At 68.6% G+C, this 14,249-nt stretch carries 18 protein-coding genes; 9 read left to right on the top strand and 9 right to left on the bottom strand.

Going from position 1 to position 14,249, the window contains the following annotated elements; genetic code table 11:
- Positions 1-14: 14 nt before the first annotated feature.
- Positions 15-839: an HAD family hydrolase gene (locus DI276_RS45455; protein WP_232837364.1), complete on the bottom strand. Its 825-nt coding sequence runs from the start codon at positions 837-839 to the stop codon at positions 15-17.
- A 50-nt stretch (positions 840-889) separates the two neighbouring features.
- On the opposite strand from DI276_RS45455, the gene DI276_RS45460 reads away from it, so the two are divergent.
- Positions 890-1,771 carry an LLM class flavin-dependent oxidoreductase gene (locus tag DI276_RS45460; protein WP_112275926.1) on the top strand — a complete coding sequence of 294 codons (882 nt, stop codon included), beginning with the start codon at positions 890-892 and terminating at the stop codon, positions 1,769-1,771.
- Positions 1,678-2,964: an L-2-hydroxyglutarate oxidase gene (gene lhgO, locus DI276_RS45465; RefSeq protein ID WP_332874767.1), complete on the top strand. Its 1,287-nt coding sequence runs from the start codon at positions 1,678-1,680 to the stop codon at positions 2,962-2,964. Before DI276_RS45460 ends, lhgO begins: the two co-directional genes overlap by 94 nt.
- Before the next feature lie 10 nt (positions 2,965-2,974).
- Here the strand turns inward: lhgO and serS are convergent, their stop codons facing one another.
- On the bottom strand, positions 2,975-4,222 hold the full coding sequence (gene serS / locus DI276_RS45470) for a serine--tRNA ligase (protein ID WP_112275930.1): 1,248 nt from the start codon (positions 4,220-4,222) through the stop codon (positions 2,975-2,977).
- A gap of 56 nt (positions 4,223-4,278) precedes the next feature.
- Between serS and DI276_RS45475 the strand changes: the two genes are divergently transcribed.
- Together DI276_RS45475 and DI276_RS45480 are read left to right on the top strand one after the other, a co-directional pair.
- A complete protein-coding gene (locus tag DI276_RS45475; RefSeq protein ID WP_112275932.1) occupies positions 4,279-4,752 on the top strand; it encodes a hypothetical protein in 474 nt (157 codons plus the stop codon).
- Positions 4,753-4,765: 13 nt separating this feature from the next.
- Entirely contained in the window at positions 4,766-5,041 is a 276-nt protein-coding gene (locus DI276_RS45480; RefSeq protein ID WP_112275934.1) for a hypothetical protein, read from the top strand.
- On the opposite strand, the gene DI276_RS45485 is transcribed toward DI276_RS45480, so the two are convergent.
- Genes DI276_RS45485 through DI276_RS45495 form a run of 3 tightly spaced genes read right to left on the bottom strand, consistent with a single transcriptional unit; the run spans position 5,038 to position 7,325 of the window.
- Positions 5,038-5,493 (bottom strand): DUF350 domain-containing protein, encoded by a 456-nt coding sequence (locus tag DI276_RS45485; protein ID WP_112275936.1) that lies wholly within the window; start codon positions 5,491-5,493, stop codon positions 5,038-5,040. The genes DI276_RS45480 and DI276_RS45485 overlap by 4 nt on opposite strands.
- 21 nt (positions 5,494-5,514) lie before the next feature.
- On the bottom strand, positions 5,515-6,678 hold the full coding sequence (locus DI276_RS45490) for a glutathionylspermidine synthase family protein (protein ID WP_112275938.1): 1,164 nt from the start codon (positions 6,676-6,678) through the stop codon (positions 5,515-5,517).
- A gap of 5 nt (positions 6,679-6,683) precedes the next feature.
- Positions 6,684-7,325 (bottom strand): hypothetical protein, encoded by a 642-nt coding sequence (locus DI276_RS45495; protein ID WP_332874762.1) that lies wholly within the window; start codon positions 7,323-7,325, stop codon positions 6,684-6,686.
- A 192-nt stretch (positions 7,326-7,517) separates the two neighbouring features.
- Here DI276_RS45495 and DI276_RS45500 point away from each other — a divergent pair, with 192 nt between their 5' ends.
- The 3 genes from DI276_RS45500 to DI276_RS45510 all read left to right on the top strand — a co-directional run bounded on the left by DI276_RS45500 (position 7,518) and on the right by DI276_RS45510 (position 9,815).
- Positions 7,518-8,540, top strand: a complete 1,023-nt coding sequence (locus tag DI276_RS45500; protein WP_157985358.1) for a septum formation family protein — start codon at positions 7,518-7,520, stop codon at positions 8,538-8,540.
- Positions 8,537-8,887 carry a metallopeptidase family protein gene (locus tag DI276_RS45505; RefSeq protein ID WP_112275942.1) on the top strand — a complete coding sequence of 117 codons (351 nt, stop codon included), beginning with the start codon at positions 8,537-8,539 and terminating at the stop codon, positions 8,885-8,887. The genes DI276_RS45500 and DI276_RS45505 overlap by 4 nt, the downstream gene beginning before the upstream one ends.
- A 118-nt stretch (positions 8,888-9,005) precedes the next feature.
- On the top strand, positions 9,006-9,815 hold the full coding sequence (locus tag DI276_RS45510) for a pentapeptide repeat-containing protein (protein WP_157985359.1): 810 nt from the start codon (positions 9,006-9,008) through the stop codon (positions 9,813-9,815).
- Here the strand turns inward: DI276_RS45510 and DI276_RS45515 are convergent.
- Entirely contained in the window at positions 9,812-10,405 is a 594-nt protein-coding gene (locus DI276_RS45515) for a histidine phosphatase family protein (RefSeq protein ID WP_112275946.1), read from the bottom strand. The genes DI276_RS45510 and DI276_RS45515 overlap by 4 nt on opposite strands.
- Positions 10,402-11,292: a prephenate dehydratase gene (gene pheA, locus DI276_RS45520; RefSeq protein ID WP_112275948.1), complete on the bottom strand. Its 891-nt coding sequence runs from the start codon at positions 11,290-11,292 to the stop codon at positions 10,402-10,404. Before pheA ends, DI276_RS45515 begins: the two co-directional genes overlap by 4 nt.
- Positions 11,293-11,427: 135 nt before the next feature.
- Here pheA and DI276_RS45525 point away from each other — a divergent pair, with 135 nt between their 5' ends.
- Entirely contained in the window at positions 11,428-11,946 is a 519-nt protein-coding gene (locus DI276_RS45525; RefSeq protein WP_112276305.1) for a macro domain-containing protein, read from the top strand.
- Between the two features lie 42 nt (positions 11,947-11,988).
- Here DI276_RS45525 and DI276_RS45530 read toward each other — a convergent pair whose 3' ends face one another.
- Positions 11,989-12,483: a GNAT family N-acetyltransferase gene (locus DI276_RS45530; protein ID WP_112275950.1), complete on the bottom strand. Its 495-nt coding sequence runs from the start codon at positions 12,481-12,483 to the stop codon at positions 11,989-11,991.
- Between the two features lie 61 nt (positions 12,484-12,544).
- Between DI276_RS45530 and DI276_RS45535 the strand changes: the two genes are divergently transcribed.
- The gene (locus DI276_RS45535) at positions 12,545-13,162 is read left to right on the top strand and encodes a response regulator (protein WP_269814368.1); all 618 of its coding nucleotides are present in this window, start codon (positions 12,545-12,547) and stop codon (positions 13,160-13,162) included.
- Here DI276_RS45535 and DI276_RS45540 read toward each other — a convergent pair.
- Positions 13,140-14,246, bottom strand: a complete 1,107-nt coding sequence (locus DI276_RS45540) for a GAF domain-containing sensor histidine kinase (RefSeq protein ID WP_112275953.1) — start codon at positions 14,244-14,246, stop codon at positions 13,140-13,142. The genes DI276_RS45535 and DI276_RS45540 overlap by 23 nt on opposite strands.
- Between the last annotated feature and the right edge of the window lie 3 nt (positions 14,247-14,249).

Here is a 14,249-nt window from a genome sequence, read left to right on the forward strand (position 1 = left end):
AGGCTAACTATCGGTTAGAACCACCGTTCGAGGACCATCGCGACGCCGTCCTCGGCGTTCGGGCCCGTGACCTCGTCCGCCGCCGCCTTCGCGACCTCGTGCCCGTTGGCCATCGCCACGCCGTGGCCGGCCCAGGTCAGCATCTCCACGTCGTTCGGCATGTCCCCGAACGCGATCACGTGCTCGCGCTCGACGCCGAACCGTTCCGCGACGTCGGCGAGCCCGGACGCCTTCGTGACGCCGTGCACCGAGATCTCGATCAGGCCGTGGTCCGTGGAGTAGGTGAGGTCGACCTCGCCGTGCAGCACCTCGTTGATCGCGGACGCCATCTCGGCGCTGGTCAGGTTGCGGTGCCGGGCCAGCAGCTTCGTCGCGGGGAAGCCGAGCGTCTCCGCGCGGGTCAGGCCGCTGTGCGGGCCCTCCGGCCACGGGTGGGTGTAGCTGAGCTCGGCGACGAACGTTCTGTCGTCCTTCGGCGTGCCGACGAGCTCGACCGCGTACGTGCAGTCGTCCAGCACGCTGTCGATGGCGTCGACGATGTCGTGCAGCTGCATCGGGCTGAGTGTGCGCGCCCAGACGATCTCGTCGCGGCCGATGTCGTAGAGCACCGCACCGTTCGCGCACACGGCGAGCCCGTCGAGACCGGCCTCCTCGGCGATGCGCGGGATCCAGCGCGGCGGCCTGCCGGTGGCCAGCACGAACGGCACACCTGCGGCGAGCACGCGCGCGACCACCTGTGCGGTGCGTGCGCTCACGTTCTCCTGAGGGGTGAGCAGGGTTCCATCGACGTCGGAGGCGACCAGGCGCGGCTGTTCCACACCGTCATCTTGCCTCTTCAACTACCCAGTCCAAGTTCGTAGGGAGCTGAACAGCTGGTTACCGTACGTACGTGCGCGTAGGAATCGTGATTCTCCCCGAACACCGATGGTGGATCGCCGAACCCAAGTGGCGCGCGGCCGAGGAGTACGGGTTCCACCACGCGTGGACCTACGACCACCTCGGCTGGCGCTCGCTGGTCGACGGTCCGTGGTTCGGCGCGGTCCCCACCCTGACCGCGGCCGCGCTCGTCACCTCGCGCATCAGGCTCGGGACGTTCGTGGCGAGCCCGAACTTCCGCCACCCGGTGCCGTTCGCGCGGGAGCTGCTGACCATCGACGACGTGTCCGACGGACGCTTCACGCTCGGCGTCGGCGCAGGTGGGGACGGGTACGACACGGTCGTGCAGGGCGCGAAGCCGTTGCTGCCGCGCGACCGGACGGCCCGGTTCGGCGAGTTCGTCGAGCTGCTCGACCGGCTGCTCGTGCAGGACCGCACGACGTGGCACGGCGAGTTCTACTCGGCGGAGGAGGCCCGCAGCGCACCCGGTTGCGTGCAGCGGCCGCGGGTGCCGTTCGTGGTCGCGGCGAACGGCCCGAAGGCGATGGCCGTGGCGGCCAGGTTCGGCCAGGGCTGGGTCACCACCGGACCGCCCACCGAGGACCACGAGGCGTGGTGGCAGGGCGTCGCGCAGCTGTCCGAGCAGTTCACTGAGACGTTGGCCACGCAGGGCCGGACGTCGCGGGTGAACCGGTACCTGAACCTCGATTCGGCACCGGTGTACTCGCTGTCGAGCGTCGAGTGCTTCGTCGACGCCGTGGGCAGGGCGGCCGAGCTGGGCTTCACCGACGTGGTGGCGCACTGGCCCCGGCACGACGGCGTCTACCTGGGCAGCGAGCAGGTCGTGGAGGAGATCGCCGCCGACGTGCTGCCCACGCTCGACCGGCACCTGTAACGAAGCGACGCCGAAAACTAGATTTCGTCACTGTGCGCACTGTTGTGGTGATCGGTGGCGGAATCGTGGGGCTCGCGGTGGCGGCTGAGCTGGCCTCGCGCGGTGACCGCGTCACGGTGCTGGAGAAGGAGTCGCGCTGGGGCGCGCACCAGACCGGTCACAACTCGAACGTCGTGCACGCGGGGCTGTACTACAAGCCCGGTTCGTTGAAGGCCCGGATGTCCGTGGCGGGCAACGCGTCGATGGTCGCGTTCGCGCAGGAGCACGGGGTTCCGGTCGAAGTGTGCGGCAAGCTCGTGGTCGCTACTTCTGCCGATGAGCTGCCACGGCTGCATGCGTTGGCCTCGCGCGCCGAGGCGAACGGGGTGCCAGCGAAGCTGATCTCTTCGGAAGAAGCTTTGGAGTACGAGCCCGAGGTGGCCTGTGTGGCCGCGTTGCGGGTGGAGAGCACCGGGATCATCGACTACTCCGCTGTTTGCGCTGCTCTGGTGCGCTTGCTCGACGGGCACGACCTGCGGCTGCGGTCACCTGCGCTGGCGATCCGGACGGTGGGTTCACGTGTCGAGGTCGCTACGCCGCAGGGGGTGGTGCGCGGCGACGTGCTGGTCAACTGCGCGGGGCTGCAGAGCGACCGGATCGCGCGGCTGGCCGGGCTCACGCCTGCCGCCCGGATCGTGCCGTTCCGCGGGGAGTACTACGAGCTGCGGCGCACCTCGTTGGTGCGCGGGCTGATCTACCCGGTGCCGGACCCGACGCTGCCGTTCCTCGGCGTGCACCTCACCCGGATGCTCGACGGGTCGGTGCACTGCGGGCCGAACGCCGTGCTGGCGTTGCGGCGCGAGGGGTACCGGTGGCGCGACGTGTCGTTCTCGGATGTTCTGGATGTTGCCCGGTTCCCCGGCACGTGGCGGCTGGCGCGGAAGTTCGCGCGCACCGGAGCGGACGAGGTGCTGCGCTCGTTGTCGCGACGGCGGTTCGCTGCGTCGCTGGCGCGGCTGGTGCCCGCTGTGCAGGAGTCCGACCTGGTGCGGGCGGAGAGCGGTGTGCGCGCTCAGGCCATGCTGCCGGACGGGTCGCTGGTCGACGACTTCCTCATCGAGTCGGCTCCCCGTCAGGTGCACGTCCTGAACGCGCCTTCACCTGCGGCGACGAGCGCGCTGGAGATCGCGCGCCACATCGCCTCGCTCACTTGAGCCCCTGCAGTTATTTGAGAACGGTGAGGCCACCCATGAACGGCCGCATGGCCTCCGGGACCGTGACGGAGCCGTCCGCGTTCTGGTGGTTCTCCAGAATCGCGACGATCCACCGCGTGGTCGCCAGCGTGCCGTTCAGCGTGGCGGCGATCTGCGACTTGCCGTTCTCGTCCCGGTAGCGCACGTTCAGCCGGCGCGCCTGGAACGTGGTGCAGTTCGACGTCGAGGTCAGCTCGCGGTACTTCTGCTGCGTCGGCACCCACGCCTCGCAGTCGAACTTGCGGTGCGCCGACATGCCGAGGTCGCCCGTGGCCGTGTCGATGACGCGGTACGGCACCTCGATCTTGGCGAGCATCTCCTCTTCCCACGCGAGCAGCCGGGCGTGCTCGGCCTCGGCGTCCTCCGGCTTCACGTAGGAGAACATCTCGACCTTGTTGAACTGGTGCACGCGGATGATGCCGCGGGTGTCCTTGCCGTACGACCCGGCCTCGCGCCGGTAGCACGACGACCAGCCCGCGTACCGGCGCTCGCCGTCGAGGATCTCGTCCGCGTGGTAGCCCGCGAGCGGCACCTCCGACGTGCCGACGAGGTACAGGTCGTCGTTCGGCAGGTGGTAGATCTCGCTCGAGTGCGCACCGAGGAACCCGGTGCCCGCCATGATCTCCGGCCGCACCAGCGTCGGCGTGATCATGAGCTGAAAGCCGTTGGCCGTCGCCTGCTGCGCCGCCATGTTGAGCAGCGCGAGCTCGAGCTGCGCGCCGACGCCCTTGAGGAAGTAGAACCGGCTGCCACCGACCTTGGCGCCGCGCTCCATGTCGATCGCGCCGAGCCTGGTGCCCAGGTCGAGGTGGTCGAGCGGCTCGAAGTCGAACCCACGCGGCTCGCCGACCGTCTTGACGACCACGAAGTCGTCCTCGCCGCCGACCGGTGCGTCCGGGTGCACCAGGTTCGGGATCTTGGCGAGGAGCTCGTTGACCTCCGCGGCGGTGGCGTTCTGCTCGGCCTCGGCGGCCTTCACCTCGGCGGCCAGGTCCTTCGCCTTGACGAGCAGGGCGGTCTTCTCGTCGCCCTTGGCCTTGCCGACCTCCTTGCCGAGCACCTTCTGCTCGGCGCGCAGGGTGTCCGCACGGGAGATGGCGGTCCGCCGGCGCTCGTCAGCGGACAGCAGGGAGTCGACGACGCCCTCGTCCTCGCCGCGGGCGCGCTGCGAAGCGCGCACGATCTCCGGGTTCTCGCGCAACACCTTGAGGTCAATCACCCTTTAAAGGGTAGACCTGCGGTTCATCCGATTTTGACCGGGGAGTGAGGTGCGCGGTGCAGGACGACTTCCTGCCGGAGCAGGAGCAGCCGGAGCAGCGCAGGAGGAGGTACAGACCGGAGCAGATCGCGTTCGGGATGATCTTCTTCGGCGTTCTGCTGCTGCTCCTCGCCGGCAGCCACGTGCCGACGATGCTCAGGCTCATCTCCAACGAGGCCGTGCCGGGCACCTACGTCGTCGGCGAATCGATCACCTGTACCAAGGGTTCCAGCGCCTGTTTCAGCGGCAACGGCAGGTTCGTCAGCGATGACGGCACGGTCGTCCACGCTGATGTCCTCCTGCAGGGGATCCCGAAGCCGGTGCGGGCCGGGGATCGCGTCCGCGCGATCGACGTCGGCGAGCCGGGAGAGGTGTTCGTCCACGACGGCAGGACCAGCTGGCCGTACGGGTGGCCGATCGGGCTCGGCGTGGTCGGGTCGCTGCTGGCCGGCTTCGGGTCGTGGCGGCTGTGGCGCTGGTGGAAGAGCTGACGGGAGGAGTGCGGTGCTGGAGCACTGGTTCCAGAATCGGGTGGTCGCGTGGGCGGGGATCGCCGTCGGCAGCCCGCTGCTGATCTTCTCCGGACCTGCGCTCTGGAGTTCGCTGTCAGACGGCGACGACGGGAAGGGCTGGCACAACGCGTGGCCGGTCTGGGGCTGTCTGACGGGTCTGCTCCTGCTCGGGCTGGGGCTGCAGCACTTCTGGGAGAACCGCAAGCCGCGCAACGCGAAAGGACCCGGCACCACCGAGGCGCCGGGTCCCTTCGAGACAACTGACTAGCTGATGGCGACGGCCACCACGAGACCGAGCGCGACGTGCGCCGACGCGACGACGACCGAGGCGGGCGCGAAGCGGTCCGACTCGATGATCGAGCCGATGTCCAGCTTGGTCACCCACTCCAGCAGACGCACGGCGGCGACCTGCACGATGATGCCGACCAGGCCGTAGATCAGCGCGGAGAGCAGGCCCTCGTCGAGCTTGCCCACCGAGCTGGTGATGGCGATGACGACGATGAACGCCATCGAGACGAGACCGGAGGCGGTCACGATGACCGCGTTCGGGGCGCCGTTGCGGACGAGCGCGGACAGCTTGCCCGGCGTCGTCCAGTCGATCGCGTAGAAGCCGAAGACCATGAGGACGAGACCGACGACGGCGTACAGCGCGATCGCGCCGATGTTCCGACCCAGGGTCGCGCCGAAGCCAGGATCCAACGCGAGCAGCGTGGTCGTCATGTGCTGTTCCCTTTCCGAGTCTTACTCAACAATTCGATGCGGCACGAACGCCGCGCCATCGTCGGTCACCAGACCGACCGTTTCGCGGATGCCGAGGCCTGCCGACGTGTCGCCGACGACCCAGGCGCCCAATGCGGGGCGGTAGCCGTCGAAGTCCGGAAGCGGATCGAACAGCTGGTAGACGAAACCTTCTTTGCCGTACACGCCACCGGTCTGCGTTTCGTAGCCAGGAGCGACGATCTGGATGTTCGACCCCTCGCGGCCGAGCAGCGGCTTGCGCACGTACTCGGTGAGCATGCCGGGGTCGTTCAGGTAGGCCGGGAGCAGGTTGGGGTGGCCCGGGTACATCTCCCAAAGGATCGCGAGCAGCGCCTTGTTGGAGAGCAGCATCTTCCACAGCGGCTCGATCCACAGGGTGCCGGGCAGCGACTCGACGGCGTGGCGGCCGAACTGCTCCTCGACCACCCACTCCCACGGGTAGAGCTTGAACGCCGTGTTCATCGGGGCCTCTTCGAGGTCGACGAACCGGTTGAGCAGGCTGTCCCAGCCGATGTCCTCCATCGCGATGCCCACCGTGTTGAGGCCGGCCTCTGCGGCCGTCTCCTGCAGGCAGGCGGCGGTGAGGTGGTCCTCGCCGGACGGGTCGGCGCCCGACCAGCTGAAGTGCAGCTCACCGGAGGGCAGCTTGGCGCCGATCTCGGTCCAGCGTTCGACCAGGCGCTCGTGCAGCGAGTTCCACTGGTCGTCGTCCGGGAAGGCGTCGGTCTTCCAGTACCACTGGATGTACGCGGCCTCGAGCAGTGACGTGGGCGTGTCCGCGTTGTACTCGAGCAGCTTGGCCGGGCCGGACCCGTCGTAGCGCAGGTCGAAGCGGCCGTAGACGTGCGGGTCGCGGCGGCGCCACGACTCGGCGATGTGCGGCCAGACCCACTCGGGGATGCCGAAGTCCCGGTAGCGCTCGGTGAGCACCACGTTGTCGACCGCGTCGAGGCACATGGAGTGGAGCAGTTCGACGTCGGCCTCGAGCGACAGGATCTCGCTCATCTCGAACACGTAGTGCACCGACTCGTCCCAGTAGGGGCGGTCGGCGCCGTCCGCGTACTTCGCGGGCAGGCCGAAGACCAACCCCTGGTCCGAGACCGTGCGCTGCCAGTTCGGACGCGGTTGCGAGGTTTCACGACGCAACTGGGTCAGCCTCCGCTGCTGGAGGAGCCGCTGCTGACGCCGAACCCGCCGCGCTGGATGGACGTGCCCGACTTCGTGGCGACGTTCGCGCCCTTGGGGAGCGTGTAGCTGCCGCCGGTGACCTTCTGCCCGACCGCGCCCGTCCCACCGTAGTTGTATCGGTACGAGCTGCCACCGATGTAGATGAAGCCACCGCTGCTGTACCCGCCGTGGCTGCGGTAGTAGCTGTCGGAGCAGTAGTCGTCATCGACGATGACGTTGTTCTGATCCGTGCACTGCGCCGTGACGTTCTTCGGGCTGGCGGCCGCGTACCAGATCGCGACCAGCGCCACGACGCCCACGGTGACACCGCCACCGATGAGCAGGCGCTTGCGCGTCTTGCGGCGCTTCTCGAACGCGGCGGACTCGGCGGCGAACCGCTCCTGCTGCGCCTTCAGGGCGGCGGCACGAGCACGCTGCTCGGCGACCGACGGCTGGCGCGGCTGGGTCACGCCGGCCTGCTGCTGGCGCATCTTGCCCTTGACGGGCCGTTGCTGCGCCGGCGGCTGCGGCCCTGGCTGCGGTACCGGCACCTGCGGCGGCAGCTGCTGGTACGGCTGTTGTGGCTGGCCGGGCTGGCCAGGTCCTGGCACGTTGTTGTCAGTCATCACCACTCCCGCGGGCAAGGTACCGAGCGATGCGGCCGAACGATGGCCGATTGAGTGACGAGTGTCCTAATAGCAACACTCCACCCAACCCGGCGAACAGCCGTCTCACACAGCACGGGCATCATGGATGAGATGTCTCCGAGCGCCGGTTGGTTGAGTCGATCAGGTCACATCCGCGACACGCGGCTTGTGATGGTCGGTGCTTTCCTGGGCGCGCTCGTGTTGTTGATGTTGTCCGCGTTCACGTCCGTGCTGGCAGGCGGCCCGCTGAGCACCAAACGCGAACTGGTGAACGCGGCCTACCAGGCCAACACCGGCGAGTGCCTGAACTGGGAGCGCAAGGACCTCTCGGACGCGCAGAAGGTCGACTGCGGTGCCGCCCACCGCTTCGAGGTGACCGGTACCGCCGACATCACGGCCGCGTACCCGAAGGAAGCGCCGTTCCCGAACGCGGAAGCCTGGGAGAAGATCGCCGCCGAGCACTGCGCTTCCGCCGCGAAGACGTACATGTCCGACAAGCTCGACCCGGAGGGCAAGTACGGCGTCAGCACGCTGAACCCGGACGAGAAGCGCTGGACCGACGGCTACCGCCAGATCCGCTGCGGCCTGCAGGTCACCGCGCCCTCGGGAGCAGCCCTGCCGTCGTTCGGCAGCGCCAAGACCCAGGACCAGTCGAACGTCTACGACCCCGCCGTGTGCCTCGCGCTGGCCGAGGGCAACACGGTCGGCGACCCGGTGGAGTGCGCCCAGCCGCACGCGTTCGAGATCGTCGGCGTCGTCCAGCACCCGGAGGGCGAGTTCATGCCGGTGGAGAAGCAGGACTCCACCATGTCCGAGAAGTGCGCGGCCATCGCCGCGGAGTACACCGGCGGCGCCGACCTGAAGGCCAAGGGCCTGCTGGTCACCTGGGACACCCGCTCGGACAAGAGCTGGGCCGTCGGCTCCCGCAAGGCCAACTGCAAGATCGGCGCCGTCCCCCAGGGCAACAACCTGGTGGCGTGGCAGGGCAGCGTCCGCAACCCCAACGGCGCCCCGCTGACCACCGCGAACCCGCCGCAGACCACCTCGGTCAGGGCCCAGGACGAGCCCACCGGCGCCCCGCTGCACTCCGAGTCCGGCAAGCCCCCCTCGGAGTCGGGCAAGCCCTCGGACTCGGGCAAGCCGGACAAGCCGTCGTCCTCTTCCTCGCCCACGACGACCACCGAGAACCGATGACCGTCGAGATGACCAGGGCTCGCTTCGACGAGCTGGTCGAGGAGGCCCTGGACCTGGTCCCGCCGGAGTTCACGCACGCGATGAACAACGTGGTGGTGCTGGTCGAGGACCGCAACCCCGACGAGCCGTCACTGCTCGGGCTGTACCAGGGGATCGCGCTGACCGAGCGCAACACGGACTACGGCGGCGCGCTGCCCGATCACATCTTCATCTACCGCGAGGCGATCCTCGACGTCTGCGACTCGGAGGACGACGTCGTGGAGGAAGTGATCATCACCGTGGTGCACGAGATCGCCCACCACTTCGGGGTGGACGACGCCCGGCTGCACGAGCTGGGCTGGGGTTAGCTGACATCTTGTACGGGTGTCAACGAACCGCCGCCCGCTGTCCGCACGCCGACTCGGCTTGCGCACGCCCATCCGACAACGCCCTCGCCGACAGGTGAACTGGCAAACCGCGACATCCTTGGTCACCGCCGCCACCGCAGCAGGAGCCCTGATCTTCACCGGGTTGTCCCTGAGCGCGACCCGTGCTCAGGTCGCTCTGGCCGAACAGGGCCAGGTCACCGACCGGTACACGAAGGCCGTGGAACAGCTGAGCAAATCCGGTGCCGAGCACCTGCACAGTCGAATCGGCGCCATCTACGCGCTCGAACGACTGGCCGGCGACTCGCACCGCGACCAGCCGACCGTGATCAATCTGCTGTCCGCATTCGTACGCACGGCCACGCCGCCCGTCCAGCCTCACTACCAGCCGGCGGCGCGCACGTGCGGCACAGCCACTCCTGCTGATGTGCAGGCGGCCCTCACCGTCCTGGGTCGGCGGGATCCGTCGTTCGACAGCGGAGCGCGCATCGATCTCCGGGGGTCGTGCCTACCGGAAGCAGACCTCACCGGCGCCAAGTTCGCGGATGCGGATCTGACCGGGGCTTCCTTGGCAGGGGCGGAGCTGAAGAACGCCGACTTCAAGAACGCGAGGCTCCACTACACCGACCTCAACACCGCGTCATTGCTCCACACGGACCTCACGGCGGCAAGCCTCGAGATGACGAGGCTGACCGACACCTGGGCCGTCGGCGTGAACCTCAGCGGCGCGCGGGTCACCAACTCCGACGCAACCGGAGCGATGATGCCGGGGGCTGATCTCACCGGCACCGACCTGACCATGTCGAAACTGGTGGCCACGAACATCGTCAACGCGCGTCACGACGATCGGACAGTCCTCGAAGGCGTCATCGTCAGCGAGTTCACGCTGGGTGTGTGGTGGGTCGGCTAGACCTCGACGCCGGCCCACGACCGGCAGACCCAGCCGTCGCCCTTGGTCTCCAGCACCACGACACCGGTGTTCGGCAGCAGGTTCTCCGCCAGCTCCACCGGCACGTTGTCCGCCAGCGCCAGCGCGCCCATGCGTCCCGCGCCGCCGTGCGTCACGACCATGACCGTGCCGTCCTGCCGGATCGACTCGATGGCGCCCAGGAAGCGGTCCAGCACCTGCTGCCCGGTCTCGCCACCGCCGGGGAAGGCAACGTCCAGCGCGCCCTCGGCCCACTTGATCACGGTTTCCAGGTAGGTCTGGTAGGCCTCGGTGTCGTTGCGGCCCTCCAGGGAGCCGACCTGGATCTCGTGGATGCCTTCGAGGATCTGCACTGGCAGGCCGAGGCGGTCAGCGGTCGGGGCAGCGGTTTGCTGGGCGCGCAGGCCGATGCTCGCGTAGACGGCGGCGATGTCCTCGCCGACCAGCACGTCGGACAGTTCGCGGGCCTGTTTCTGGCCTAGCTCGGTGAGCGGGGGACCTGGCATGGCCGTGTCCAGCTTGCGTTCGATGTTCGACGCCGTCTCGCCGTGCCTGACCAGCAGCAACCTCACCCGCGCTCGCCCTTTCTGACAGCATCGACCCAGGCGGCGGCTGCGGCGAACTCGTCGTTGTGAGCCGTGACCGGCTCGTGGTCGGCCTTCGGGAAGGACCCGAGGAACCGGATCTCGCGCGAGTGTCGGTGCAGCGCGGCCAGCGCGTCACCGATCCTCGGTTCTGCGATGTGCCCCTCGACGTCGATGTAGAAGCGGTACTCCCCCAGTTTGCCCTTCGTGGGGCGCGATTCGAGGCCGGTGAGATTGATGCCACGCAAGGCCAGCTCGGTGAGCAACTCGGACAGCACGCCCACGCGGTTCGGGGTGGTCACGACGACGCTGGTGCGGTCTGCTCCGGTCGGCTCAGGCAGTGCGCCCGGTCGGCGCAGCAGCAGGAACCGCGTGCGCGCGTCGGCCACGTCCAGGACGTCCGTGGCGTACTCGTCCAGCTTGTAGTGGTTCACGGCGACGGGCGCGGTCACGGCGGCGTCGAACTCGCCCCGCTCCACGGCGGCAGCGGCAGCCGCGGTCGACGAAGTGGCGATCGAGGTGACACCGGGCAAAGAAGCGGCGATCCACTCACGGACCTGAGCCAGTGCGTGCGGGTGCGAGGCGATCGTCTTGATCTCCTCCGTCCCAGGCCGCACCAGAACGCTGAACCGGACGTCCAGCACGGTCTCGGCAACGGCGACCAACGGCTCGTCGCGGATCAGGACGTCCAGCGTGGCCGGCACCGCGCCCTCGACGGAGTTCTCGATCGGCACGCACGCGAACTCGACCGAGCCGTCGCGCACGGCGGCGACGGCGAGCGGGATGGTCTCGAACGGGACCAGTTCACCGTCGAAGCGGAGCGCTGCCTGCTCGGTGAACGTGCCCTGTGGTCCGAAGTACGCAATGCGCGGCATCGCGTCAGCCTAGAGGCGCAAATCACGGCTGTGTCAGCGGCCAAACCTGGGTTCCGTCAGGACCGTTCGAACTGGAATGCTTGGGGCGTGCCCGCTCTAGCGCCAGAACTCGTGTTGTGCGCGGTCGACGAACCGATGGCGAACGCTTGGCTCGCCGTCGCGGACGGACGCACCGGAGTGCGGGTGCATCGCGGGTCCGTGCTGGACATCCAGGCGCAGGCCATCGTCAGTCCCGCCAACTCGCAGGGCTGGATGCGCGGCGGCATCGACGCCGTCTACGCCACGGCGTTCCCACAGGTCGAGAACAACGTCCGCAGTGCGGTACTCGCGCTGCACGGCGGTGAGCTCCCCGTGGGTGAGGCGCAGATCGTGGCGACCGGCGAGACCGAGCCGGCGTGGCTCATCAGCGCGCCGACCATGAGCAGGCCCGGTGAGCGGCTGCCGATCGACACCGTGCACCCGTACCTGGCGGCGCGGGCGGTGCTGCGGCTCTGGCTCGAAGGACGTCTCGACGACGGCACGCCAGTGCGCGACGCCGTCCGCACCATCGCGATGCCGGGGCTCGGCACCGGGGTGGGAGGCGTCGCGCCGTCCACGTGCGCGCATCAGGTCGCGGCCGCGTGGGACGAGGCGTTCAACCAGCTCCACGTCTAGCTTGTGCACAACCCTGTGGACAGAGTTGTGGACACCTGTGGACTACTGCCGAGGCGCGACCCATCGTTCCAGGTCCAGCTCATCTGTGATGGGGATGCCGAAATCCCCAACCGCGGGGATCTCGGGCTTGAGCTTGCGGGCTTCGCGCACGGCGTCCGGTCTCAACGCCGACAGCTTGAACCCGCGCCGCTGGTAGAAGCGGATCGCGTCGAGGTTGTCGTTCGTGGTCGTCAGCCGCACCCGAGTACAGCCGAGGGTGCGCGCCTGGCGGACCGCGGCGTCGACCAGCGCGGTGCCGACGCCGCGGCCCCGCCGCAGCGCGTCGATCGTGACGATCTCCAGCTGGTGGTTCGCCACCGCGTAGGTCAGCAGACCCAGCACTTGCCCCTGCTTCTCCACGAGGAAGCCCGGCAGACTGGCTGGGAAGAACACCTCGCCGTGCGCGACGGCCGTGTGTGCTCCCCATAGCTCGAGTACCAATCGGGCGACAACTATGCGATCCGCTTCCTCGACCGGTCGTACCGAGCCTTCTGCCATGACAAGAACTGTGCCAATACGAGGCGTACTCAGGAACAGCCATTCGACGTACGGTGGATTCGTGCCAGTGCGAGTTTTGTTGGTCGACGACCACGAAGTGGTGCGCAGAGGGCTGCGCGAGATGCTGGACGACGAGGCCGACATCTCGGTCATCGCCGAAGCGGGGTCCGTGGACGAGGCGGTGACGCGGGCGCAAAAGACGCCGCCCGATGTGGCCGTCGTGGACGTTCAGCTGCCCGACGGCAGTGGTGTGGACCTGTGCCGGTCGTTGCGCGATCTCGGCATCCGTTGCCTCGTGCTGACCGCGTTCGACGACGAGGAGGCGTTGGTCGGGGCCATCATGGCCGGTGCGTCCGGCTATCTGCTCAAGCAGGTTCGCGGTCAGGACGTCGTCACCGCGGTGCGCGAAGTCGCGGCTGGACGGTCCCTTCTGGACCCCGCCACCACAAGCCGGGTACTCGAACGGATGCGCAATCCGGCCCCGGTCGGCCTCACCGATCAGGAACAGCGCGTGCTGGAGCTCATCGGTGAGGGCCTGACAAACCGCCAAATCGGTGAACGGCTCTTCCTCGCGGAGAAGACGGTGAAGAACTACGTGACGTCCGTACTCGCCAAACTCGGCATGGAACGGCGCACGCAAGCCGCCGCCTGGGTGGCTAAACGGGGACGGACCAGGTGAGCGTCGTCCCGTTCGGCGAACTCACGACGCGGAAATCGCCACTCGCGGACTTCGCCCGCTCGGCGAGATGCCGCAATCCGCGCTGAGTCACACCGGACGGGATGCCACACCCGTTGTCCGCAACTCGCAGCAGCAGATGCTTCTCATCGCGCCGTACGTCGATCTGCACGTTCGTCGCTCCTGAGTGCCGCACGACGTTCGACAACGCCTCGCGCAACGCCGCCCGCGCGTCGTCGGCGTGTCGGCGCGGCACGTTGGCCAGGTCGCCGGCCACGTGCAGGCGCGGCGAAAATCCGAGCAGCTCACCGGCCGTGCGGACCTCGGCGTTGATCGAGTCGAGCAGGTCGGCGGAGTCGGCCGGGTCGGTGTTGCGCAGCTTGCGGACGGTCGCGCGGACCTCGGCGATCGTCTCGTCGACCAGGTCGACGGCCTCGTTGATCCGGGCGCGCTGACCGGAGTCCAGCTTCTTGCCCAGCCGCCGTTCCAGCAGGCTGAGCTGCACGCCGGCGCCGTAGAGCCGCTGGATGATCACGTCGTGCAGGTCGCGGGCGATCCGTTCGCGCTCCTCGTAGACCGCGACGCGCTGCCGTGCCGTGAAGCCCTCGGCGAGCACGACGGCGAGGCCTGCCTGGGCCGCGAACGCCGTCAGCACGTCCACCGTCTCCTGCGTGAACGGCGATTTGTCTCTACGGCGATAAACCGCCAGCGCACCGATCTTGCGGTCGGACGTGCCGAACGGTGCCACCGCGAACGGTCCGTAGCTCCGCAGCGCGTGCGGCACGTACGGCGCCGTGCGCGGGTCGCTCGTGACGTCGTCGGCCATCACCGGGACCCCGGTGCGCGCGGCCTTCGCGGCGGCACTGCGCGGGCTCAACGTCGCCACGACCGGCTCGCCGCTGGACGCCTCGACCGTCAACGTGCCGTCGTCGTCCTCGGTGGCGAGCATGGCGAGCCCGAGGTCGGCGTCCGCGATCTCCGCGGCCGCCTCCACCACGAGCCGCAGCACGTTCTCCGGGTCTTCCAGCGCCGCCGACGTGATCTCGGTGGACGCGACGAGCACGCGCCGCGCCAGGGAGGGGTCCATGGT

This window comes from Lentzea terrae (assembly GCF_003265345.1).
GTDB lineage: Bacteria > Actinomycetota > Actinomycetes > Mycobacteriales > Pseudonocardiaceae > Lentzea > Lentzea terrae.

Bases quoted from the DNA above. Each gene is read 5' to 3' on its own strand.
- DI276_RS45485 (WP_112275936.1), bottom strand. From the start codon at position 5,493: ATGACGACCACGCTGCTCGCGTTGGATCCTGGCTTCGGCGCGACCCTG.
- DI276_RS45495 (WP_332874762.1), bottom strand. From the start codon at position 7,325: ATGACTGACAACAACGTGCCAGGACCTGGCCAGCCCGGCCAGCCACAA.
- DI276_RS45500 (WP_157985358.1), top strand. From the start codon at position 7,518: ATGGTCGGTGCTTTCCTGGGCGCGCTCGTGTTGTTGATGTTGTCCGCG.
- DI276_RS45505 (WP_112275942.1), top strand. From the start codon at position 8,537: ATGACCGTCGAGATGACCAGGGCTCGCTTCGACGAGCTGGTCGAGGAG.
- pheA (WP_112275948.1), bottom strand. From the start codon at position 11,292: ATGCCGCGCATTGCGTACTTCGGACCACAGGGCACGTTCACCGAGCAG.
- DI276_RS45525 (WP_112276305.1), top strand. From the start codon at position 11,428: ATGGCGAACGCTTGGCTCGCCGTCGCGGACGGACGCACCGGAGTGCGG.
- DI276_RS45530 (WP_112275950.1), bottom strand. From the start codon at position 12,483: ATGGCAGAAGGCTCGGTACGACCGGTCGAGGAAGCGGATCGCATAGTT.
- DI276_RS45540 (WP_112275953.1), bottom strand. From the start codon at position 14,246: ATGGACCCCTCCCTGGCGCGGCGCGTGCTCGTCGCGTCCACCGAGATC.